At 37.3% G+C, this 23,270-nt stretch carries 14 protein-coding genes; 8 read left to right on the forward strand and 6 right to left on the reverse strand.

All coding sequences use genetic code 11. The features are described 5' to 3' along the window. Nucleotides 1-5 precede the first annotated feature (5 nt). Genes FGM01_RS03410 through FGM01_RS03445 form a run of 8 tightly spaced genes read left to right on the forward strand, consistent with a single transcriptional unit; the run spans nt 6 to nt 10,719 of the window. Nucleotides 6-647, forward strand: coding sequence for a DNA methyltransferase (locus FGM01_RS03410; RefSeq protein ID WP_143409730.1), 642 nt, complete (start codon nt 6-8; stop codon nt 645-647). Continuing rightward, entirely contained in the window at nt 640-2,142 is a 1,503-nt protein-coding gene (locus FGM01_RS03415) for an Eco57I restriction-modification methylase domain-containing protein (protein WP_143409731.1), read from the forward strand. The genes FGM01_RS03410 and FGM01_RS03415 overlap by 8 nt, the downstream gene beginning before the upstream one ends. Then, the gene (locus tag FGM01_RS03420; RefSeq protein ID WP_143409732.1) at nt 2,139-4,634 is read left to right on the forward strand and encodes a GIY-YIG nuclease family protein; all 2,496 of its coding nucleotides are present in this window, start codon (nt 2,139-2,141) and stop codon (nt 4,632-4,634) included. The genes FGM01_RS03415 and FGM01_RS03420 overlap by 4 nt, the downstream gene beginning before the upstream one ends. A gap of 53 nt (nt 4,635-4,687) precedes the next feature. Beyond that, nucleotides 4,688-5,041: a hypothetical protein gene (locus FGM01_RS03425; RefSeq protein WP_143409733.1), complete on the forward strand. Its 354-nt coding sequence runs from the start codon at nt 4,688-4,690 to the stop codon at nt 5,039-5,041. Between the two features lie 47 nt (nt 5,042-5,088). Next, nucleotides 5,089-6,720: an McrB family protein gene (locus FGM01_RS14625; RefSeq protein ID WP_208012702.1), complete on the forward strand. Its 1,632-nt coding sequence runs from the start codon at nt 5,089-5,091 to the stop codon at nt 6,718-6,720. Continuing rightward, on the forward strand, nt 6,701-8,041 hold the full coding sequence (locus FGM01_RS03435) for a 5-methylcytosine restriction system specificity protein McrC (protein WP_143409734.1): 1,341 nt from the start codon (nt 6,701-6,703) through the stop codon (nt 8,039-8,041). The genes FGM01_RS14625 and FGM01_RS03435 overlap by 20 nt, the downstream gene beginning before the upstream one ends. A 9-nt stretch (nt 8,042-8,050) precedes the next feature. Further along, nucleotides 8,051-9,757: a DUF3696 domain-containing protein gene (locus tag FGM01_RS03440; RefSeq protein ID WP_143409735.1), complete on the forward strand. Its 1,707-nt coding sequence runs from the start codon at nt 8,051-8,053 to the stop codon at nt 9,755-9,757. Nucleotides 9,758-9,759: 2 nt separating this feature from the next. Further along, nucleotides 9,760-10,719: a hypothetical protein gene (locus FGM01_RS03445; RefSeq protein ID WP_143409736.1), complete on the forward strand. Its 960-nt coding sequence runs from the start codon at nt 9,760-9,762 to the stop codon at nt 10,717-10,719. 233 nt (nt 10,720-10,952) lie between these two features. On the opposite strand, the gene FGM01_RS03450 is transcribed toward FGM01_RS03445, so the two are convergent. The 6 genes from FGM01_RS03450 to FGM01_RS03475 are packed head-to-tail and all read right to left on the reverse strand — an operon-like array spanning nt 10,953 to nt 23,123. Further along, nucleotides 10,953-12,599 carry an AAA family ATPase gene (locus FGM01_RS03450; protein ID WP_143409737.1) on the reverse strand — a complete coding sequence of 549 codons (1,647 nt, stop codon included), beginning with the start codon at nt 12,597-12,599 and terminating at the stop codon, nt 10,953-10,955. 23 nt (nt 12,600-12,622) lie between these two features. Beyond that, the gene (locus tag FGM01_RS03455; RefSeq protein WP_143409738.1) at nt 12,623-15,940 is read right to left on the reverse strand and encodes a UvrD-helicase domain-containing protein; all 3,318 of its coding nucleotides are present in this window, start codon (nt 15,938-15,940) and stop codon (nt 12,623-12,625) included. Nucleotides 15,941-15,942: 2 nt separating this feature from the next. Further along, the gene (locus FGM01_RS03460; RefSeq protein ID WP_143409739.1) at nt 15,943-19,002 is read right to left on the reverse strand and encodes an exodeoxyribonuclease V subunit gamma; all 3,060 of its coding nucleotides are present in this window, start codon (nt 19,000-19,002) and stop codon (nt 15,943-15,945) included. A 2-nt stretch (nt 19,003-19,004) separates the two neighbouring features. After that, nucleotides 19,005-20,825, reverse strand: a complete 1,821-nt coding sequence (recD, locus tag FGM01_RS03465; RefSeq protein ID WP_143409740.1) for an exodeoxyribonuclease V subunit alpha — start codon at nt 20,823-20,825, stop codon at nt 19,005-19,007. A 7-nt stretch (nt 20,826-20,832) separates the two neighbouring features. Further along, nucleotides 20,833-21,969: a GTPase gene (locus FGM01_RS03470; protein WP_143409741.1), complete on the reverse strand. Its 1,137-nt coding sequence runs from the start codon at nt 21,967-21,969 to the stop codon at nt 20,833-20,835. Beyond that, on the reverse strand, nt 21,969-23,123 hold the full coding sequence (locus FGM01_RS03475) for a YcjF family protein (RefSeq protein WP_143409742.1): 1,155 nt from the start codon (nt 23,121-23,123) through the stop codon (nt 21,969-21,971). Before FGM01_RS03475 ends, FGM01_RS03470 begins: the two co-directional genes overlap by 1 nt. Nucleotides 23,124-23,270 lie beyond the last annotated feature (147 nt).

The following is a 23,270-nucleotide window of genomic DNA, read 5'->3' on the forward strand; positions in this document are numbered from 1 at the left end:
AGAGGATGAATAAGCAAGTAAAATCAAAAAAACGAATAAGTGATCACGGAGAAGTTTTTACTTCCGAAAGAGAAGTGAAGGCAATGCTGGACCTCGTAAAACAAGAAACAGAGCGAATCGACTCTCGTTTTCTTGAGCCGGCATGTGGTAATGGCAACTTTTTAGCAGAAGTCTTAAAGAGAAAACTGGCTATTGTTGAAGCTAAGTACAAAAAAAGCCAGTTGAAATTTGAACTCTATGCTGTAGTGGCTATTTCTAGTATTTACGGTGTTGATATTTTGGAAGATAATGCTCAGGAATGTCGGGAGCGCCTGTTCCTAATGTTTAATAAAATTTATTCCAGACTCTATAAAAGAGAATGCAAAGAGGAGTGCCGTAATTCTGTGAAGTTTTTGTTAACCCGAAATATATTATGGGGGGATGCATTAGACTTTTCAAATCCCGAAACCAGGGAACCTATAATATTCTCAGAATGGTCTGCCGTTAAGGGGAATATGCTTAAAAGACGTGATTATGTCTTTAAATTTTTAGTAGAACAAACACACCAATTTTCCATTTTTAATGAGGAAGGAAAGCCGGCTGCAATTAATGAGCCCGTAAAAGATTTTCCCCTTGTACATTTTTTAAAAATTTCATCGAATGCTTAATATAGATTATAATCCAGACGTTCTTTCGTGCCTAGCCAACCTGAGCAATGATGAGGTCTTTACACCTCCAAAATTAGTAAATGAGATTCTAGACATGTTACCGCAGGAGTTATTTAAAAACAAAGCAACGACGTTTTTAGATCCAGTCACAAAATCAGGTGTTTTCCTTCGAGAAATAGCGAAACGGCTTAACGAAGGTCTAAAAGATCAAATTCCAGATCAACAAGAGAGGGTTAATCACATTTTCACCAGGCAGCTCTATGGCATTGCCATTACCGAACTTACTGCCCTACTTGCCAGAAGAAGCACCTATTGCACAAAAAAGGCTAATGGGGAATACTCAATTTGTACAACCTTTGACTCTGAACAAGGAAACATAAAATATGACCGTTTACAACACACCTGGCAAAATGGAAGATGTATGTACTGCGGGGCAAGTGAAGAAGTATATAGCAGAACAGATGATTTAGAAACCTATGCTTATCAGTTTATTCATACAGATAAAGCTCAAAATATTTTTAACATGAAGTTTGATGTAATTGTTGGCAATCCACCCTATCAATTAAGTGATGGTGGGCATAGCCGAAGCGCTAGCCCAATTTATCATAAGTTTATTGAACAAGCTAAGAATTTAAACCCTCGATTTTTAATTATGATTATCCCTGCAAGATGGTACGCAGGCGGAAAAGGTTTGGACCAATTTAGAAATGATATGCTTAATGATGATCGCATTAGGAAACTTGTAGATTTCGAAAATTCTGCTGAGGTTTTTCCAGGAGTCGATATCGCCGGTGGAATCTGTTATTTTTTGTGGGATAGGGATAGTAAAGGGTTATGCGAAATTACAAATCAATATGACGAAAAAAGAGTTTCATCCGAAAGGGCACTAAATGAATTTGAAATTTTCATAAGACACAGTAAGGCAGTCCCAATAATTAGAAAAATTCATAAAATCGAATCTCCTAAGCATTTCCTCAATGAGATAATTTCTGCTTCTAAACCTTTCGGGTTACGTGGTAATCACAAACCTTCAAAAGAAGGAATTAGATGCCACTTTTCGCAACGTTTAGGATTATTAAGAGTAAAGCAGGATGAGATTAATGATAGATACAAAATAAAAGATAAATACAAGCTTTTAATTCCTAAATCTCCAATTGCAGGTCAAACTGATTTCTCAAAACCCGTAGGTTTTTATTATGATGGAAATGTAATTATTGCTAAACCAGGTGAGATCTGTACCGAAACATACATAGTTGCCTACGCATCCCAAAGCGAAGAAAAGGTTAAATCCTTTAAGTCATATCTGTTTACAAAGATTTTTCGATTTTTATTACTACAAACAGTTGTTTCTCAGGATGTAACTCGAGAGAAATTCGCTTTTATCCCACATTTAGACAACTATAATCAGAAATTCACGGATGAGATATTAAAGAAAAGGTGGAATATTACCGAAGAGGAGTGGGAGTTTATTGATTCAAAAATTAGAGATATATGAATAAAGAATTCTTCCCAAAAAAATCGGAGGCTAATCCAACAATTTATGCCTACGAATTACCAAATGACAATAGCCGCCAAGGACAACTAAAAATCGGCTATACCAACCGTACCGCTCAAGAACGAATTAAAGAACAAATTGGTGCTACCCGCGCAGAATATCGTATTGTACTGGAAGAAAATGCCATGCGTAATGATGGTTCTGCCTTCTCCGATTTTGATGTACATAATTATTTAAAACGAAAAGGCCTCAAAAATACTGGTGGCGAATGGTTTGATTGTAGTCTTAAAGACCTTAAAGCCGCACTTATTGCTTTAAGGAAGGGGGAGCTAAATGAGGAAAATCGCTCACTCGATTTTAAAATGCGTCCAGAACAAAGAGAGGCTGTGAATAAATGCGCTCGGTACTTTGAGAGCTATAGAAAAGAAAATCCTAATAAAGCTCCTCACTTCTTATGGAACGCTAAAATGCGTTTTGGAAAAACCTTTGCGACCTATCAGCTTGCAAAGAAACAAGGTTGGACAAAAGTACTAGTACTCACCTTCAAGCCTGCTGTGCAAAGTGCCTGGGAGGAAGATTTATTGACCCACGTTGATTTTGAAGGCTGGCAATTTGTAAGCCGTAATGGTCTATCTTATGAAGATATTGATCCAGATAAACCATTCGTTTGTTTTGGTTCATTCCAGGATTATTTAGGAAAAAACACATCCACCGGTGGTATTAAAACAAAAAATGAATGGGTTCACGCTACGAATTGGGATTGTGTGGTTTTTGACGAATATCACTATGGGGCCTGGAGGGAAAATGCTAAAGATCTTTTTGAATCTGAAGAAACCAAAGAAAAAAAATTCGGCGAAGGTGAAGGTATAGAATATTTTGATGAAGACATGATTCCTATTACCACCAATGGTTTTCTTTACCTGTCCGGAACCCCATTTAGAGCCATAACTTCAGGGGAATTTATTGAAGAGCAAATATTTAACTGGACATATTCTGACGAGCAACGCGCTAAAGAGGAATGGCGAGGTGAAAATAATCCTTATGAGAGTCTTCCAAGAATGGTTATGCTTACTTACCAAATGCCGGATTCAATCAGAGAAATAGCAATTGGAGGCGAATTCAACGAGTTTGATCTGAATGTCTTCTTTGAAGCTATAGGCATTGGTGATGGCGCACGCTTTAAAATGGAAAGCTATGTTCAAAAATGGTTAGACCTCATACGTGGTAGCTTTTCAGAAACAACTCTTGATGATTTAAAGTTAGGGGCAAAAAAACCACCTATGCCTTTTTCTGATTCGCGATTGTTAAGCATTTTGAATCACACCTTCTGGTTCTTACCAAGTGTTGCTTCTTGTCACGCAATGAAAAACCTGATGTCGCGGCCCAACAATAAATTCTTTCATGATTATGAAGTCTTAGTGGCTGCCGGAACCCAAGCAGGAATAGGCGTAGAAGCATTACCTCCCGTACTAAATGCGATGGATAATCCTTTAAAAACGAAAACTATTACGCTTTCTTGCGGTAAACTTACCACAGGTGTATCTGTGAAACCATGGACGGGAATTTTTATGTTACGGAATTCATCTAGTCCAGAGACTTATTTCCAGGCAGCGTTTAGGGTTCAAACTCCGTGGGCCATAAAAAATCCTGATGGGGAATCACCTAACAAAACGGAAATTATCAAGAAAGAATGTTACGTTTTTGATTTTGCTCCTAACCGGGCATTAAGTCAGGTAGCCGATTATGCCTGTAGATTGAATGTAAATGAGTCCAATCCTGAAAAAAATGTTGCAGAATTCATTCATTTTTTACCTGTCCTTGCTTATGACGGTAGTTCCATGAAACAGGTAGATGCAGCGGGTGTCCTTGATATTGCAATGAGCGGTACCACTGCAACACTTCTTGCTCGTAGATGGGAATCTGCTTTACTTGTAAATGTAGACAACGGTACTCTTGAAAGGATTAAAAATAATCCTGAAGCCTTAAATGCGCTGATGAATATTGAAGGATTCAGATCCCTGAATCAAGATATAGAAACCATCATCAATAAATCTGAAGCCGTTAAAAAGGCCAAAAAAGAGAAGAATGATGAGCAGATGGATAAGAAGGAGAAAAAGAAGTTGACTGAGGAAGAAAAAGAATATAAGAGTCTCAGAAAACAGATTCAGGAAAAACTTATAAAATTTGCCACTCGTATTCCTGTCTTCATGTACTTAACAGATTATCGTGAGCATACTTTAAAAGATATTATCACACAACTTGAGCCTGAACTTTTTAAAAAGGTTACTGGACTTAGCGTAAAAGATTTCGAATTACTGGTAAGTTTAGGCGTCTTTAATAGCTCCCTGATGAATGATGCTGTTTACAAGTTTAAACGTTATGAAGACGACAGTTTGGAGTATACCGGAATAAACAGGCATAAAGGACAGGCCGTAGGGGGATATGATACTGTGATTAGTGAAAGTGAACACAAAGAAGTCTATGCTCGCTAAGCCTAATACTAATTTGCGCAGACCAACTGATATCTTCATTCTGGAGAAAAAAAATGGAAGAAGAATACATTGAATTGAACAGGGAAAACGATCGCATCGAAATCTTAACATATTTAAAGGATCAATATCCATTTTATATAAACCCGGATCTTTCTTCCTTAAAGATATTCCAAACACAGGATTGTGTTTTTCTTGAGAAAATCTACAAGGCAGAACCTTCAGAGGTTGTTAGTGAACCTCTAAATTTTATAACCGGTTATTTTGATCCTGCCAATTCATTAGAACAAAATGCTGCCGATTTTTTTGGTGAGCTTGATGAGTACACAATAATGATGTGTTTTGAGGATATTTTCACGGAAGAAGCGGCAGAGGAGATTATTAAAAAAGAGCATCCTGAGGAAAATTAAAATTTACAACTACAAAATAAGTAACCAACTAAAGACTGAATCAATAAATGAACATTCACAAACTAGGATGTAACTGGGGATCTGGGAAAAAAGATTTCTATGAATTTATCAGGAATAAAAAATTTGCAATTGGCGTAGATAAAAAAAGATATTCAAAAGGAGATCTTGTAGTAATCTTTAACGGTTACAAAGCAAGAGCAATCGTAAAGATAATATCAGCCCCTCAGCAAGTTATCAAACATCCTGAATTAGAAAATGATTTTGAAACCTACGAAATAGATTTTGAAAATTGGGTTGAAATATATGATGCCATATGGTATGAACTTGACGAGGAAGAAAGTTTTGATTACGAAACAAGGACAGGAATAGTTCAGATCAGAAAATCCAAAATTATAAATACGGCTATAAAATTATACAAACGAAAACTTCAGGAAAAAAAGATGAAGGAAGCTACCCAACTTTTAGAATATAAGAAACAGATAATCCTTCAAGGTCCTCCCGGAACAGGAAAGACCTATACTGCTCAGGAACTAGCTTATCAAATTATTTTTAATAAGCCTATTTCTCAAGATCCAGATAAAAGGAAAGATGATCTGAAGGAGCTTGGAAAGTCAGAATATTTTGAATTGGTTCAATTCCACCCTTCCTACACCTACGAAGATTTTGTAAGAGGAATATCTGTAGAAACTTTAGATGGCCAGATTTCTTACAAGACTAATAATCGTGTCTTTGGAGACTTAATTGAAAAAGCAACCAGGAATTACGAAAAAAGCAGAAAAAATACCGCCGAACTTCACCAGGAAAATCTTTTAGAAGACGATCTGCAATCTTATATAGATCACGTCACCGATGAATTAGAAGAAATGGGGAAATATCCAATAAGTGATAAAGCATATATTGAAAGTATCGATGAGGAGGCCTTTCTTTATACCGGGGAGGTTTGGAGTCATAAGTTCAGATTTCCGTTTGCTGAAATTATCAGGATGGAAGAATCTGAAGTAGAAAATAGAAAGGATTTGAAGAATCGGGAAATATTCCCAGGTAAGGTAGTGCAGCACGCGACGTACTTCTTTAATGTCCTTACAAAATTCAGAGAGTTTAGAAAGCAAAACACGCTAGAAGCCTCTGCCGAAGTTGATAGACCTGAAAAAGTTGAAGAGAAAAAATATGTTTTAATAATTGATGAAATTAACCGGGCCAATCTTCCCTCTGTACTCGGCGAACTTATTTATGCCTTGGAATACAGAGGAACTCCTGTAGACGGTATGTATGAATACAAAGGAAGTCGTTCCCTTACCGTTCCTCCAAACCTATATATCATTGGAACAATGAATACTGCCGACCGAAGTGTGGGACATATTGATTATGCCATAAGAAGAAGGTTTGCTTTTATTGATGTATTACCTAAGGAAGAAGTAATAACCAACGCGGATGCAAAAAAACTGTTTAAAGAAGTTACTTCGCTTTTCCTCAATGGTACTTTGGCCTCAGATTTCAACAGTAAAGATGTTCAGTTGGGTCATAGTTATTTTCTTGCGGACAGTAAAGAAGAGCTACAGAATAAGTTCCAATATGAAGTGCTCCCTATTCTCAATGAATATGTGAACGACGGAATACTTCTGAAAAAGGCAGAAGACAAAATTAAAGAAATCAAGGAAGATGTACTGCGCCAAAACTAGGTTGATTTCTACTTATGAGCACTGCAATGCCGGCATAGTCCTTCCAAAAGAAATTTTCCAAGACCAATGGAGCTTCCGAGAAGATTTTCCGAAGAAGAAAGAAGATGGATTTTGTTTTGAATTGAACAGAACCGAAGAGAAGAATGCTCTTCTAAAAACCGGCTACTTTATTGGAGTTGATCACATAGGAGAAACCGGTCAAAGTATTTATGTAGCTCCAAAGTTTAATGATCGACCAAATCCAGAAGCAGTTGGAGAAACAGATAGTCTGAAGGAAGTGGATTTTCTGAAAATGCTGTTTGAAAGTCTTCAAAATCCTGAGCTCCTTGAGGATATTGAAGAGCTTTTTGTGATAAAATGGGATAAGCCTGAGATACACTTAGAACATCAAAAGGATTTTCTTACGCCTTTTTTGATTCTCCAGTTTCTGGGACAATTAAAGTCAATTGTTCGAAAGGGAATTAAAAAGTCATACTATAAGGTTGAACGAAACCTAAATAGTAGGGTAAAAGGAAAGATATTAATCGGCAAGACCCTTAAGCAGAATCATTTTAAAAGTAGGGAGCTCAGTAATGTCTGCTCCTATGAGGAATTTGGAGTTAACGGAATTGAAAATCGGTTCTTAAAGAAGATCCTGGAGTTTGTAAAGCCTTACCTGGAATCCCATTCAAATCTAATCAGCGAACAAAATCTCTTAGATATCTACAATTTTATCAACCCAGCATTTTCAAAGGTTTCTTCAAAAATAGAAATACAGGAATTGCAAAAGGTTAAGACAAATGCCTTCTATAAAGAGTACACAATGGCCATTGATTTAGGCCAGAAAATTCTGAAAAGGTTCGGGCATAATATTTCTCAAAACTCTGCAAGGGTTGAATTCCAGTCCACACCACCGTTCTGGATCGATATGAGCAAGTTATTTGAGGTTTATGTTCTCGGTAAGTTAAGAAAAGAATTAGATAAAAAGGTTGAATTTCAATTCGACGGTAAAGGAGGAAACGAACTAGACTATGTTATTAGTTATGGCAAAGATGTGATTATTGCAGATGCCAAATATAAACCCTGGTATAAATATGACTGGAATGAGAAAATGAATGACGATCTGCGGCAGGTAAGTGGATATGCGAGATTAAAAGAAGTAAGAAATAAATTCAAAATAAATGATGATGTTGTTCCAAATTGCCTGATTATTTATCCTGATTTGGATGATGGCCATAAAAACTTCAAGGCAGAATACCTATCAAAAAAGAGGTTTGATCATTATAAAAACATTTATAAAGTGGGAATAACTATTCCCCTCCAGGAACGAAATAATAATTAACGAATATAGATGATAAAAAAAATAGGTGTTGAAAACTTTCGGGTTTTTAAAGAATATACAGAGTTTGAACTCAGGCCAATTACCCTTTTGACGGGGCCTAATAATAGCGGAAAGAGTTCCTTAATTAAACTTCTTCTTTTAATTAAAACTGGTATTTCGAGTTTCGAGTTCAAAAGTGGCAACCATAATCTCGAAGATTTTGAAAAAATATTAAACTGGGATTCTGGCAGCAAAAATCTTAAACTAAGATTAGATCCAAATATTCCCTTTTTCAAAAATATAGATGTAGAATACTTATATAAGAAGAATAATATATACGAAATTAACTTATATCATTCTCAGCAATGCATTATAAATTATTCTTATAAGATAGGTGCTCCCAAGGAAGATTGGGGGTCTCATGTAGATATTGGATATGGTTTTTATTACGAATTTTTGGATATTAATATTAATGCTATTATTGGTTTAGTATATGATGGTAATTACGAAATCCTGAACAATTGGAAAGAAATGGTTCCGGAACATCCGTTACCTAAACATGTAAATCCAAAAATTGATAATGTAAAAACAAATTATAATATTGACAATTATAAGTCATCAAATGAAAATCCAGAGCATTCTTTAGATATAAAAGCTGTTTTTGCCATCTATAATGAAGTACAAAGGCTTGACAAAAATTATCTTTTATATGAGCTTTTTATTGAAGACCAAGATTGCACAAAGGATTATTTGGAAGAGATCGTGAAAATACAAGAAATTGTGTTTCAGGAAATTAATTTTGAGGAAGATCCGGAAAACCCCTCAGGAGCCTTAACTAATAAATTTGCCTCTTTTAGTCACAGCTTTTTGGACGTCGAAGATCAGGCACATCAAAAAATTGAAGAATACTTTGTTAATAAAATACCTGATTTAAAAATTGAGTTAAAACCTACAACGCTCAACCATATTATTTTTAGTGAACAGTGGTTTGCATACGATACATCAAATGTTCTTGATAAAAACAGACTTTTCGACCAGCTTTTTAATTTTGATTTAAATTTTGAAAATGAGCGACTTGAATTAGATTTTATCTCTGCAAACAGAGGTAACCAAAAAAGGGTTCTACAAAATGAATCCGAGAGTGAAATAGATAAAATTGTCGCAGAATTTGTTGATGGAGGAAAAAAGAATCAAGATTTCCTCGCTAACACATTAAAAATATTAGGAATAAAAGGGAATTTAGTTCCTGAGCGTTTCGAAAATACTATTTCTGTAGTCTATATTCAAAATGGAGATCAAAAGGTTTCTCTTGCCGATTTGGGATATGGATTTTCTCAAGTTATTCCCATTATTCTAAAAATTATAATGTCTGGGGATCATTTAATAATTGAGGAACCAGAAGCAAATCTCCATCCTAATCTACAATCTAAATTTGCAGATTTACTTCTTACTACAATTAGAGCATATCCGAGAAAGAAGTTTATTATTGAAACTCATAGTGAGTATTTGATACGAAAACTGCAATTTTTAACTGCAAAAAAAGATCTGTCTACTGACGATACACTTATATACTATTTTAATGCAGATGAGTATGTTAACCATGAGGAACCTAAAGTTAAAAAGATAGAAATAACGGGAACTGGTAATCTTACAGAAAATTTTGGCCCAGGTTTTTACGATGAGGCAACAAGACTGCAGTTTGATTTAATGAAAATTAAAAAGGACCAAGAAAATTAGACATGGAATTATATATAGAAAAAGAATTCCTGGATAATTTTTATGCCACTTTTGATGAGACACGATTGACCAAAGGACAGGAAGTTCTAGCTAATATCATCAAAGAGTACGAAGCAATTGATTGGTTTATTGACCATCCGGTGGAAAGCTTTGAAGATTTACAAAAATTAAAAGAGGATAATCCATTCTTTGCTTATCGCGCTAGTCATAATCCACCAGTAGATATTGAAGATATTCGGGAACATTTATTTTTAAATTCAAAATTTGAACAAACGATTGTTCTATCCAATACTACTAAAGATTGGTTTCCTAAAGCCGAGTCCAAAGGAGTTTTGTGCATGACTATCAATAATTATGAAGAACGAATTGCTAAAATTATTGAATCCTGCCATTTTAAAGTAGATCTAAGTAAATCCTTTATTGGTTGGGAGATATTTAATTGTACGGAAAATGTTCCTATTAATTTTCTCAGTATAAATGACAATTACATCCTTACAGACAAAACAGACCAAAAGATGGATAAGAATATTATCAGTATTTTAAAATATTTTTTGAAGGATCGTAAGGAGAAAGTAAATGTAAAGGTTTTAACTAAAGATTTTAATGCCCCGCAGGCAGCTAATCCTGAAATGATCATAGAAACTGCGCATAAGAGGCATAATCGAATCAATAGTGCCCTGGCTAATTTTGCAAAGCAAGTTTATACTATTAATAATGAGTATTCCAGGGAATTTGATCTACACGATAGAATAATATTCACCAATTTTCTAATGATTGATAGTGGAAAAGGATTTAATCTTATTCCGCATAAGCCTTCGAATTCTCAAATAATTGTAGAAAGTATTTTCAATAGATATACTTATAATCGTATACGTAATCATAATAGAAACTACCAGAAATACTTAGAGAAGTTAAAAAAATTGGAAACATCCAATTTCAAGTATGTACCAGACTTGAAATAAATGAAGATAAATTAAAAATAGCGCCACATATTGTCACCTTTGAAATTTAGATTCTGCAACAGAACGCTAATAAACGTATTTCTATATTAAGGTGGGATAGAAATTAGAATTTTTCAAAAAAATTAAATTATGGGATTTTATAATACAGAATGTTCAAGATGCCACAGCGAAAATGCCTATCACAATGGCGTGTGCTATGAATGTCCTGAATGTGATTATGAATGGAGCTCAGATTAAACTTCTGGCTCCAGCACATATAACAAACTCTTCGCCCGGCTAAGTTGGGTATAAAGACGATTCTTTTGATAAAGTTTACCCTCTTTAATTTCTTCGAGCCTTCGCTTAAGAAGCAGAATCACCACAGGAGCTTCACAGCCTTTAAACCGGTGTATTGACGAAAAGTATATCTTTTCTTTTTCCCGGGCTTTTACGGGATCTAAAACCTCATATTCAAAGCCGTTACTATGAACTTTAAGATCGAATTTATCTGTAGCCCCATCTGTAAGGATCATGATCTGTTCTTTGGGCACTCTACCAACCTGATGAAGTTCCAGCAGGCTTCTTTTTAAAGAACTTGCCATATCTTCTTGTGAATACTCCCTTATCCTCACTTCCTCACCCTCTGGGACCCCATAAGAAACAGCCTCGGTGCCAATGATATCGTTTATAAATTCATTGATCTTTCCGGTGTTTCTATAGTTACAGTTTAATGGATGTTTATGCCATTTTTGTCCCTGGGGCAGCACAAAGTTACGGTCGAATATATTTTGACGCCTGTCATAAAATAATAAATACTGAGCTTCCGGTTTAAGATATTTCAACAGGGAGTTAAGCCAGCCCACCTCCATATCCTGGGCTTCATCAACGATAAGAGAATCAAACTTCTCTTCACTTTCTAAAGGTTTTGTTCGAAGTAATTCCCTGAACTTTTCCGGCAGCCCTTTTTCCCAGAAATCAGAATCCTTTTTTTGTTGATCAAACCAGCCCGGCTCCCTGAGATCTGTAAATTCACGCATGAAATTATGAATGCTATTGGTTTCTATACCAGAGTCCAGATCTGCTTTTAGCTGGGAACACAAATAGGTATTAAAACAAAGGAACAGGACCTTCTTTCCCTTTTTATTTAAAACCTCTGCCGCGCATTTGGCCAGAACCGTTTTGCCACTCCCGGCACCGCCTTCAATGGCAAGTCTTGGATATGACCAAAGTCCGTTCAGGAAGGCTTTCTGACCTTCCTCTGCTTTATCTATATAGATATCCATATTTTCCAGCAAAGTCCTGAAATTTTCGGAAACTTCGAGCCCTTGCAACAAATCATTCTGGATGGTGCTTTTATATTCGCCTATAGAAATTCTGTTATAATGGCTATAATCACCTTCCCCTGCTTCTACTGCTATCCTTAATGCTTCCAATGGATCATCCAGATCTGTTTGATCCAGGACATTCCAGGATTCACACTGGGATGGTAAATTGCCTTTATCTACAATACCATCAGGAAACCATAATAGCCAGGTCACCGGAACCTTATGTTCAATATTGGCTTTCCAGCGCTTAATGATATTTGAGACATATCCCATCGCCTGGTTTTCAGGACCGGAGGTCATTTCCCGTGAATTCTGATACCACGCATTCTCATCGGCTTTATACTCCATACGGCCGCCCTTGACCTCGATCACATAAATATGATCCAGCCGCTCTTCCCGAAGATCAAAAACCAGAAAATCGATCTCATAATGCTTATCTTCTTCTTTAGTCTTTCCTGTAAACCCGCGACTCCAGAAGACATCAAAATTATGCGGATCAAGTTTCTGAAGGGCTTCAAAAACTTTCCTTTCACCGTGGTTATCGTTGTAGGTAGGGAATTGTGATGGGTAGATCATTGGATTAGTATTGATAATTGAGATTAGGCTAATTGTTCTTTCCTAAATAAACTTTCCAAGGTTTCTACCTGTTCCAGGGTAGGTTTATTGGTATAAATTCCCGTATTCTTTCCGGCTCTTGCTCCTCTTAAATATATATAGATCACTCCGCCAAAATCACGTTCATAATTAAAATTTGGTAATCTTTGTTCGAGGTAATTTTTAAGGGCCATAGAATATATAAAATACTGAAGATGATAGTTTCCTTCGTTCATTGCCTCCCGCATCTTCTCCTCTCCGTCATAATAGCTAAGGTGATCACCGAGGTAATTAGACTTCCAATCGAGGATGTAATATTTGCCATTGTGCTTCAAGAGGAGATCTATAAATCCGTTTAATAGACCGCTTTTAGCCATATTCTGGGTATTGCAATGAATATCTATTCCCTCACCCGCATCAAATTCATTTAAACCAACCAGGTCTACCCATTGAGTCTGCAGGTCGAATTCCATTTCATTTTTCTTATTCCCATTTGAGATCTTTCTCAAAAGGATTTGCTCTCCACCAATACTGATGTTTGAATCCAACACATGATTGATCATTTGCATAAAACCGGCACTTAACTCGGCTTTTTTATGCGGATAATACCTATCCAGCAGCTTTTCCAGTTCCTCCTTGTGGTGGTCCGGGCTACCACCAAAATCTATATTTTCAAAGACCTGGTGCAGCATATCCCCCAGAGTAGTTCCTTTGGGAATATCCTTAAATATAAACTGATCATAGCCTTCCGGTTTACCTGTGTTTTCTTTTGGTGTATAGGTACCGTGAACGCTGATACCGGAGAAGCTGAGCTTGCCGTATAGAAGGTCGTTTAGTTTAAAGTTAGCTTCTGAAGCTTTTCCAAAATTCTCACCTAGATTATTTTCTTGAGATAAAATCTCTACTTCTTCTTCAAGATTGATCACCTGGGAAGTATTTTCCCATTTTTTCAAAAAGTCTTTTAAAGATGAATCTTTAAAGTGTTTGTTTTCAAAAATAAAACTATGATATTTTGCCCTGGTAAGAGCAACATAGAGCAACCGACGATTTTCTTGTTTAAGCTGATCTTCAAAAGCAGCAGTCATTGCATTATCTCCTTTCTTTTTAGGATAAAATTTATAAATTCCCTCTTCATCCCTATAAGAACAGTAATCATGTGTCTCGTTTGCCTGCAAGTCCAGGAAGGGGGCAATCACTATGGGAAATTCCAGTCCCTTGGCAGTATGAATAGTTAATAATTTGACCGCATTCTCATCGCTTTCCACCCTTTGCTGGTATTCATCAATATCCATTGCCGGTTCAGAAATCTTTTTTTGCAAGAACTCATAAACACCTGTAGGCTTTAACTGTTGCCGGAATTCTGCTTCCTGAATAATTTCAAGGATCTGGTTGAAATTGGTGAGGCTGCGTAAATCATTCTTTTTCATTAATCGCTCCACCACCGAAAATTGAGCCATATACTTTTTAATAGCTGCAAAGACTCCAGATTTGACCCAGGTATCTCTATACTCTCTAAACTTATCTACTAATAGGTCTTTATCCAGTTTATTAATTTCCTCTGAACTGTAACCTGAAATAGAGTTTAACAGCGCCTTATTAATATTGCTTTCTGTCGTATAAAGGATGGCCCCTAAAATATAGAGCAAGAATTTTACTTCCGGAGCCTCCTGAAAAACTTTTGTATCATCTATAGTCACGGCAGGAATGCCCGCTGCAGTAAGCTTCTGCTTTAATTCTCTCGCCTGGGAGTTATACCGAACCAGAATTGCAATGTCTGAGGCTTTTACTTTCCTAATACCTTTTTCCGCTTCATTCCATGGAGCCTCACAACCGTGTAATAATAAATTTACAAGACGCAGCACATTGTCTTTTATCTGATCCTGATTATCAAAATCGAAAGACTGCAAAGCTGATAAACTTCCATCTTTTTTTGATAACCCGGTAGACTCCTCATTATTAGCCTCTACTGGAAAATATTCAATATGATTTTCTCCCCCTACCTCAGTTTCAAAAGGATTATCAGCTCCTAAAAAGAAACTATTGATATCGTCTATATATGTTTTGGACGACCGGAAATTCCGGTTCATCTGAAATCTTCTATTTACATTCTTTCGGGCGGCGAAATAGGTATTAAGATCAGCTTTACGCCATCCATAAATGGATTGTTTAGGATCACCTATATAGAAGAGAATTTTTCCTTTGCCAAAAAGTTCATTGTAGATATCATATTGCAGTTTATCGGTATCCTGAAACTCATCTATAAAAATTGCTTCATATTTTCCCCGAAGCTTTTCTTTTAAATCCTGATTCTTCTTTACCACTACCTCCTTATGCATTCTATTGATCAACTCATCATAAGTGATGAGATGTTTTTCTTGAAGATGTTTTTGTACTTCCCTCTCCACCTTCCTAATACATTGGCAAATAAAGTAATGGCAAAATGGTTTCTTTTGTTCTTTCAGCTCATGTAACTTCATTTTATCATCAGCAAAAAAATGATTACTTACCCTAGCATAATATTGAGGATTTTCCCTGCTAATTAATGTGCAGTAACCAGAAAAACTATTAGCGAGCTGAATAAATGTTTCCGCGTTGTTATTTGCATGAGCTCCAAGATTAGCTTCTTCAATATTAACAAGATTACTAATAATTGTATCTTTCTTCTCTATATATTCATTTTTGAATTTCTCATATTTAATGACAAAATCTTCAAAAACAGGAACTTCCTCATTTAAAAGCGCATAAGTTTTACCGCCCAAACTTTCCTTTATAACCTTCTGAAAATTTTCCAATGACAACTCTTCTACTTCTTGAAACAATGCTGGTTGAAATCCACTTATTTCCTCTCTCCAATATTTCTTCACAACCTCATTTGCAATTTCTAATACATTTGTCTGTAAGTCCAGACCAAATGGTTGACCGGAATCCAAAGCGTGATTGATCAAGGAGTCCTGACAAAAGCTATGGATGGTTTGAATAGAAGCTTCATCCAGTTGTGAAAGCGCCTCCTTAAGTTTTGAAATAACCAAATCCTTATCAGGATAAGTTGCAATTAATTGGGCTATGGGTTTTTCCACCTCCTTACTCTCGGCAGCTTTTATTCCTAATAGCAAAAACTTCCTGATCCGGGCGGCCAGTTCTGCCACTGCCTGGTTAGTAAAAGTAACCATCAGGATCTGGGAGATCTTTAGATCTTTCTCCAAAAGCAGTCTCAACACCAATAAACCAATAGAGTAGGTTTTTCCAGTTCCTGCACTGGCTTCTACCAAATTTGAACCTTCCAGTTTTACGGTGGTTTTATCCAACGGATTAAAATTCTCCATAGTTATTTTGAATTTGCAAGTTCTACAGGTTCCATGATCAACTTAAAGTTGGATTTAAAATCATCGAGATTATCCTCCTTTTCAAAATAACCATCCCTATGTTCCGTTCTCAAATATTCGGAAGGATAGCAATAAGAGCTGTCAAATTTCTTGTCGATATTTTTCCGCAGGTCTTTATTATCTGCTTCTACATCCTTAAGAGAAAAACCGAATTCGGGGGAGAAAGGCTGAATTCTTTCAAAATTCTTCAGATATAACGAAAGCCAGTCCCGTAAAGTCTGCTTCGCCTGCTCCTGTGTTACCAAACCGGAATAGGAGATTTTTAAAGCTTGTACTTCACCATCAGCTAAACAAACATAATTAAGTGTATCAGCCTGTCCACCCGCCACCAAGGATAAATATCTGAGGTAAGCAGCTAATTTATACTTGGATTTAAGCTTAGAAACCGATAAGAATAGCCCCTGTCCTCCCAGCATGGGAAGTTTGCATTTTAATGTATGATTACCGGTTTCTTCAAAGTAAAATGGTACTTCGAATTCAATTTCTGAAATTTCTTCAGAAGAAATTTCACGTAATTTTTCAGTTAAAAGATCTACCTTTTGCTGTGCATCCTCTACCAGAACTTCCCCCGGCGTCTTTAAAGGAATTATGCCTTGATTGAGAAAAAGTTCCCGTTGCTCTTCTAAACCTGATGCAGTTTCCAGGTTCTGACTTAAAACAGCATATTTGATCTGCCATTTTTCGAGATTATCAGGTTCAAACATTTCCCACTCAGGTAAATTCACATCGTCCTGGTAATAAACTCCCAGAACTTTTTGATAGTAATGTTTGAACGGATCTTTTAGGAAACTTTCAAGGCTAAAAAGTGAAATTTCTTCTGGTTTTTGCAAGGCATCTATTTCTTTTTTGTGCAGATCAAGTTTTGAATCCTTCCCAATTAAATAAGTAAAGTAATCCTTCTCCTTCTCTTTGAAGTATTTACTATTATATGCGTGCAGGGCGTGTTTTATTTCTTTTATTTTTTTCCCTTTTTTCTCTGCATAATCCTGAATCTCACTAATGATGGAAGATGCCGGAATCGCTGAATTATCCTTGATATTCTGGCCAATATAGCTTAATAACACCTTCACTTCTGCATTTAAAAAAGCCTGGAGGAAAGCTCCCCTGTCTGTATCGCCGGTTCCTATTCGATCTTCTTCTGAGAGGAGATCAAAACTCACCTGCTGGGATTTGCGCGGGAATTCTTTAAAATTAAGCCCCAGGAAGGCCACTACTTTTTTCGGCATACTCACCCCTGGGTAGAGTCCGCTAAAAACAATTCCGCCCCCTCCTCTTATTTGCTGCACATCCTGTTGCTGCAGGTGGTCTTTAAAGCGGTGATAAAAGGTTCTAAAAGCTATTGTTTCGTCTGAGGTTTCCAGGCTTATCAGGTTTTGCATAAAGTTGCTGAATCGCTGTTCCTGCCAGTCCTCGGGACTCAGGAAATCTTCAGCAATTTGCATTAGCAGTTTATGCCAGTCAGCCGCACTTCGGGCCTCTATCTTTTTATCAAGCAGTTCCTGAAGTTTTTCCACCAGTTGATACAGCCTGAATAGATCCTGGGCTTGTGCCCCATCAAAAAGATCTACCGGATAAATTTTCCTGCCTTCGATCTCTACCGGAGTCTCATCGCCTAAACAGAAGCCATACATCAAACGTTCGAGTCCGTAGGAGAAAGAAACATAATGGGTTTCATATTCAGGATTCCCTTTGTATTCCCTACGAATGTTTGCCTCCAGGAAAGCTTTCCGAAGCAGGTCTAATTCTGAAGAAAATCCGAAGCTCTTCTGTATAGGTTCGCTCTCCAGCAGATTAAATACAGCCGAAGCCGTGAAATTCTCTTCCTCAAAATCCAGCACCTGCTCCAAGGCAGACCAAAAGCCCTCTTCGCGGCTAAAGCCCTTGCTCACCAGGGTATATGGGAATGTATGAGGTGCGGTATCAAAAACGGTTTTTATGGCCGGAATATAAGGATCGAGCTGAGGCACATATACCGCAATATCCCTGGCGCCCAGTTTGCCATTGGCTTCATCTACCGTTTTTACCAGGTAATTATACATAGCTTCTACCTCTCGTAGTTTGGTAAAAGAATTATAGATGAGTAGGGAATCATCCCCTCCCAGCTCTCCTGCATTTTTTTCGGAAAGCAGTTCCTGTTTAATCTTCTGCAGATCGGTTTCTGCAGAAGGCAGCTCGACCTCAGCGTCAATTTTTAAATTGAGCTTTTGTAAATCATCAGCGGTCTTTCGCGCCAGTTTCCCCCATTGCTGCAACAGGGAATTTTTCTCATTCAGCTTTAAATTCGTGCGGAAGATTTGGATCCTGAATTCTGAAAAATTCTGCATCACTTTCAGATACTGCAGTTGCAGCGGGGTGAATTGCAAATCACCGAAAAGGAAGATCTCCTTATAAGTGGATAAAGCTTCAGGTTCTTTATTTAATCGCTCTTTAAAATCAGTTGCAGTAATCAGGGCCTGATCAAATCCTGATAGCCTGTACAGGCAAGCCTGCCAGGCTTCATCCTCATTCGATTTATCCTCCTGATTATTTTTCCAGCTTTCTAATAGTTCAGGTTTATATTGTTCATATTCTCCAAGCAAACGTGCAACCTTTTGAGCCAGGGCCAGTCGTTTTACTTCGTCATCACCGCAGTATGTTGCTATTTTTTTAAATTCGGTTTTAAATTCCTTATTGTTAAGTGCTGAAAAAAGTTCCCATACAAGTCGGCCCCGCTCCGGAAATTCCTTGTTCTCCGGAAAAAGTTGACCGGTACACTGCTTAAAAAATGAATTGAGACTGTGCTGTTCCAGGTTGGCAATGAATCCAAGATGGACCGCCAATTGCTCCTTCAGCCAGTTGTGCTGGGCTTTATTAGGAGTGATGATATGGACAGGTTCAAACACCAGGTCCTCATCTTTAAAATTCTTCTTAATGTGATCTCCCAATTCCCTGGCCAACTGCAGATTCGAGTTAGCAGCTATGAAATTGAACTTATTTGGAGACATATCGATAATTTCTTGCATAATTACAGTCGGTTAGCAATTCCTGAAGCCCTTTTCACCTGCCCTGCAGCCGATTTGAGCAATACTTCTTTGGTTCCCTGTATCGTCAGGTTTTTCTTTGCCCGGGTGATCCCGGTGTAAAGCAGTTCCCGGGTGAGAATGGGCACCTCTTCCGATTTTGGCATAACCAGTAGGACATTTTTAAATTCTGAGCCCTGACTCTTATGCACCGTCATAGCAAAAACGGTTTCCACATCTGTAAGTAAACCGGGAGAATAGCCGCGGACGACAGGCCGTTCTTTATCAGGATTCTCCTGATCGGCTTTTTGATCCTCCGTAAGGAACCAGATCTTCACTTTTTTGTCATCATCAGGATCTTTTCTTACCAGGCCAATATCCCCATTAAAAAGTTGCAGATCGGGGTGATTTTTAGTGACGATCACCGGCCGGTGATCATAAAATTCGGATTTGGTGCTGATAAGTCCTTTCTTAGAAAGATTTTTCTCTACTGCCGCATTCAATCCGGCCACCCCTTGTTTTCCGTTCTTTATCACTGCCAGAATGCGTAATTCATTGAATTTCTTTAAGGAAGCCTCAATTTCTTCCATAGAAGATTTTTTATTCCGATCTATATAGGTTTCAAAGTTCCTGATGAAGTCTTTAAAGATCTCTTCGGAATAATTGGGATCTATTTGAATATTCTCACCCGGACCGCCATTTTCAAACCAGCTTTGGATCGCATTTTGATCGTTGGAAATCACCGACCTGCTTACTGCTCCAAGCGCTGAGTGTCTGTCAAACCTGTAGGAATGCTGCAGTTCTACTACATGATCCTGAAGTAAACTTTCTACCTCTGCCTGTGGATTAAGTTTGGTAGCAGAAAGAATTTCCTCAAGTGCATTACTTGTAGTAGCAGAAAAATAATTTTTAGCACCAACCGTATTACAAAGATCACCCAGCAAACTTCCCGCCTCTACCGAGGTGAGCTGATCCTGGTCTCCCAGGATGATGAGTCGGGTGCTAGGATCAACCGCATCGATGAATTTTGCAAATAAGGCCACATCAATCATTGAGGCCTCATCTACTATGATGACATCTGCCTGCAGTTTGTTTTGCCTATTGTGTTTGAAATAAGGCGAAAGATGCTTTGATCCCAGTAATCTATGAAGGGTATAAGGGTTTAGAGCGTTTATTTTTTCCCGAAATCTCTCAGGTATCTTCTTGTTTGCGGAAAGGCTTTCCTTCATACGCATCGCTGCCTTTCCCGTAGGCGCTGCCAGTTTGACCTCCAGTTCGGGATTTTCCTCAAACAACAGAGAAAGGATCTTTGCTACCGTAGTAGTTTTTCCCGTTCCCGGTCCACCGGTGATGATAGTGAAGTTGTTAAGATAAGCCATGGCAGAAGCCACTAGTTGCCAGTCGGTTTTCATTGTTCCATCCCGGCTTTCCAATAGCTTCTTGAACTCTTCAGAACCTTTTAACCAATCCAATCTTTTTCCCTGTTCTCCAGCCCCTTTTTCGATAAGGCTTTTGATGCCTTCAATGATCTGGGTTTCATAGTTGAAGTAGCGGGTGATGTAAAAATTGTTCCCATGAAGGACAAATGGCTTTTTTATATTGCTTTCGTTACCTATTAAAGACTGAAGTTTCTTCAGCCCTGCCACAGAAAACTCTTCTTCTGTCTCCTTATCTGAATAGTCCTCAAACAAATCTTCAGAGCTGCCGGTGACATCAATACAGATACTACCCTCAGCCAGGCTTTTGGAGGCGGCATAGACAAAAGGCTGCAGATCCTTTTGTTCTTTAAAGAAGGAGGCGAAATGGTGGTGGGGGTTGTCAGCCATAAAATTTTTAAATTAGTATACCTGGTTGTGGTTGTACTATGGAAGACTTTAATTTAGCACAAAAAGCTTCTAATACTTTTTCCTTACTGTAGGTAGGTATCCCATCCATTAAATTCGGTGTCAATTTTTCAATTATAGGACCGAGGATTCCACCTCCAACCACTGCAATCGGAATTGCAAAGACAGATAAAGTCAAGGTCGGAATTATTGTAGTTACCGCAAGAGCAGTAGATAATGAGCTGAAGTGTGAAAAACGGTCTTCTTCTTCAGGTTTATCTTCATTTATATGGTAGTCTACAGTTTCTTCTAAACGCGTATTTAATAAATCGGATAAATCTCCCTCATAAAAAATTTTAGCATCTTCTGCAACCATGGCGACTTCCTTAGAAATCTGAGCACTCCGTCCTTTTACAATCTTCTTTAAACTCCGTTCAATTTCATCAAGATCTTTTTTAGAAATATATCCTAAAAATGAATGATCATCAAGATTTACCTTTAGAGTGGAAAGTAGCTCATTTCTCAGTTCCTCAGCACCAACATTTATTCTCTGATGAAGTAAAAATCTTATCCTAGAATTAAGTGAGTCCGATGCTGATTCTTTTATTTTTTTGATAAGATCCACCTTGCCAAAAGGCTCTGTCACCCTAATTAGCTTTCCAAAACCTTTTTCTTTTTTTACACTACTAATCAAAATAGGTTCAGCACCTAATATTTTCTTTACTTGATTAACAAATTCTTCAGTACCCTTGGAATCTGCTTTCGTAATGACGATAACAGGATTTAGAGATTCCTTTTTAATTTCATCAAGGATCTTTATTTCAAAATTTTCTATTCTTTTTCCTTCTGCTGATATGCAATAAATCACTGTATGAAGCCACTTTTTGATATCTGTCTCCTGTTGCTTTTTCTTTTGAAATTCCTTAAATTTCTTTAACCATCGATCTGATTCTCCAGGTTCCAAACCCCACGAATCATATATATTAACTTTTTTTCCTGAAATTTTTCCTGCTTTTAAATGAAAGCCTTTAGTTGTCTGGGGTGCTCCGCTTCCTGTTTTGGCCACCTCTTCACCAAATAAATAATTTAATAAAGCACTTTTTCCTACACCGGATTTACCTATAATTGAAACGTTATATCCTTCCATTATTTTCTCTTTTTATTAAAAAATTCCAAGAACATTTCAGAAAAGATATCCCCAAAATTCTCAACCAAGTCCGAAGCCTTACTTTCCTCTCCATTAAGAATACTTTTATTCAGGCTATACAAAAGTTCTGAAGTAGCTTTACCCATTGCATAGGTTATAACTGAAGCAACACCGGCATTAATCATCCCGCCGATTATAGTTCCTACTCCTGGAATTAACTTTAAGAGATTTCCAGCTATACTGCGTCCCAGATTTGAAATGACAAGAGAAGCTCCTGTTGTTTTCATAAAGTCATAAGCCATGTCCTTTGCATTTCCCATATCATATACGAAGAGAATTCTGCCAATCATGGTCGCTTGACTTGCAATAAGAACTGGTGCATCTGAAAATGGAATTGGGCTTCCTCCCACAAGAGCATTCCCTCCAGTATGCTGATTTATTATTGAATTTGCTTTTGCTCTCTTGGCCTCAACATTTAATATTTGAGCACTAGTAAATGCAAAGGAAAGCGATTCTGGAAGTTTTGCTATTGACCAATCTACAACCTTGCCAAGACGAAAGTTCTCTTCATCTTCCAAAAATTCTTTATCATTCGTGGTAAAAAATGGGGAATCCGGGGATTCAAAAACTGATTCGAAGCTCCCAACTGTTTTGAATTCCTGAAGCATTGAAGTAATGTCCTCACTGTTGATTTCATCACATTTAGAAAATATTAGAGCAACTGGAATCCCTATCCCTTGTAGCTGTTCGTGCACCTGTTTATCAAAGCCAGTAACTCGAGTTGAACTTGCAGACACTACATGCCAAATCAAATGAATTTGCTCCTCCATTGGCTTGCTCCTACTCTTCTTCACATACTCTACTATCTCATGCTGAAATTTTCCTTCTTTATCCTTCCCTATTTCAAAACCTTCAGTATCAAAAAGATTTACTGATTTTTCTGGCGTGGATATTGGATTAATCCCACGGGTCACCGGTGCACCACTCCCCACCTTAACGGTACCTTCCCCAAAAATAGAATTCACTATTGTACTTTTGCCTACCCCTGTCCCTCCGACAATAAGTATATTTGGCTTTTTAACGTTTTTAGCAACTTTATTAAATTCCTTTTGAAAAGTTTTTGCTAACTCCTCTTTACTTGCACTTGTAATCATAATTATCAGGTTATTTTTGTTTTACTATTTTTTATTTGGTTTTATTCTTCTTTTAATTTTTTCTTTAATAAAATATGAGAAATCCTCGCACCTATCCTGAAGACAATTTTTCTTAAAGCCTATTCACGAAATTTTAGCAATCTTCTA

The sequence above is a fragment of the Christiangramia sabulilitoris genome (genome assembly GCF_007050985.1).
Classification (GTDB): domain Bacteria; phylum Bacteroidota; class Bacteroidia; order Flavobacteriales; family Flavobacteriaceae; genus Christiangramia; species Christiangramia sabulilitoris.

Excerpts from the sequence above, each read along its gene's own strand:
- FGM01_RS03455 (WP_143409738.1), bottom strand. The coding sequence starts at position 15,940 with ATGGAGAATTTTAATCCGTTGGATAAAACCACCGTAAAACTGGAAGGT.
- FGM01_RS03445 (WP_143409736.1), top strand. The coding sequence starts at position 9,760 with ATGGAATTATATATAGAAAAAGAATTCCTGGATAATTTTTATGCCACT.
- FGM01_RS03410 (WP_143409730.1), top strand. The coding sequence starts at position 6 with ATGAATAAGCAAGTAAAATCAAAAAAACGAATAAGTGATCACGGAGAA.
- FGM01_RS03425 (WP_143409733.1), top strand. The coding sequence starts at position 4,688 with ATGGAAGAAGAATACATTGAATTGAACAGGGAAAACGATCGCATCGAA.
- FGM01_RS03460 (WP_143409739.1), bottom strand. The coding sequence starts at position 19,002 with ATGCAAGAAATTATCGATATGTCTCCAAATAAGTTCAATTTCATAGCT.
- FGM01_RS14625 (WP_208012702.1), top strand. The coding sequence starts at position 5,089 with ATGAACATTCACAAACTAGGATGTAACTGGGGATCTGGGAAAAAAGAT.
- recD (WP_143409740.1), bottom strand. The coding sequence starts at position 20,825 with ATGGCTGACAACCCCCACCACCATTTCGCCTCCTTCTTTAAAGAACAA.
- FGM01_RS03470 (WP_143409741.1), bottom strand. The coding sequence starts at position 21,969 with ATGGAAGGATATAACGTTTCAATTATAGGTAAATCCGGTGTAGGAAAA.
- FGM01_RS03435 (WP_143409734.1), top strand. The coding sequence starts at position 6,701 with ATGTACTGCGCCAAAACTAGGTTGATTTCTACTTATGAGCACTGCAAT.
- FGM01_RS03475 (WP_143409742.1), bottom strand. The coding sequence starts at position 23,123 with ATGATTACAAGTGCAAGTAAAGAGGAGTTAGCAAAAACTTTTCAAAAG.
- FGM01_RS03450 (WP_143409737.1), bottom strand. The coding sequence starts at position 12,599 with ATGATCTACCCATCACAATTCCCTACCTACAACGATAACCACGGTGAA.
- FGM01_RS03440 (WP_143409735.1), top strand. The coding sequence starts at position 8,051 with ATGATAAAAAAAATAGGTGTTGAAAACTTTCGGGTTTTTAAAGAATAT.
- FGM01_RS03415 (WP_143409731.1), top strand. The coding sequence starts at position 640 with ATGCTTAATATAGATTATAATCCAGACGTTCTTTCGTGCCTAGCCAAC.
- FGM01_RS03420 (WP_143409732.1), top strand. The coding sequence starts at position 2,139 with ATGAATAAAGAATTCTTCCCAAAAAAATCGGAGGCTAATCCAACAATT.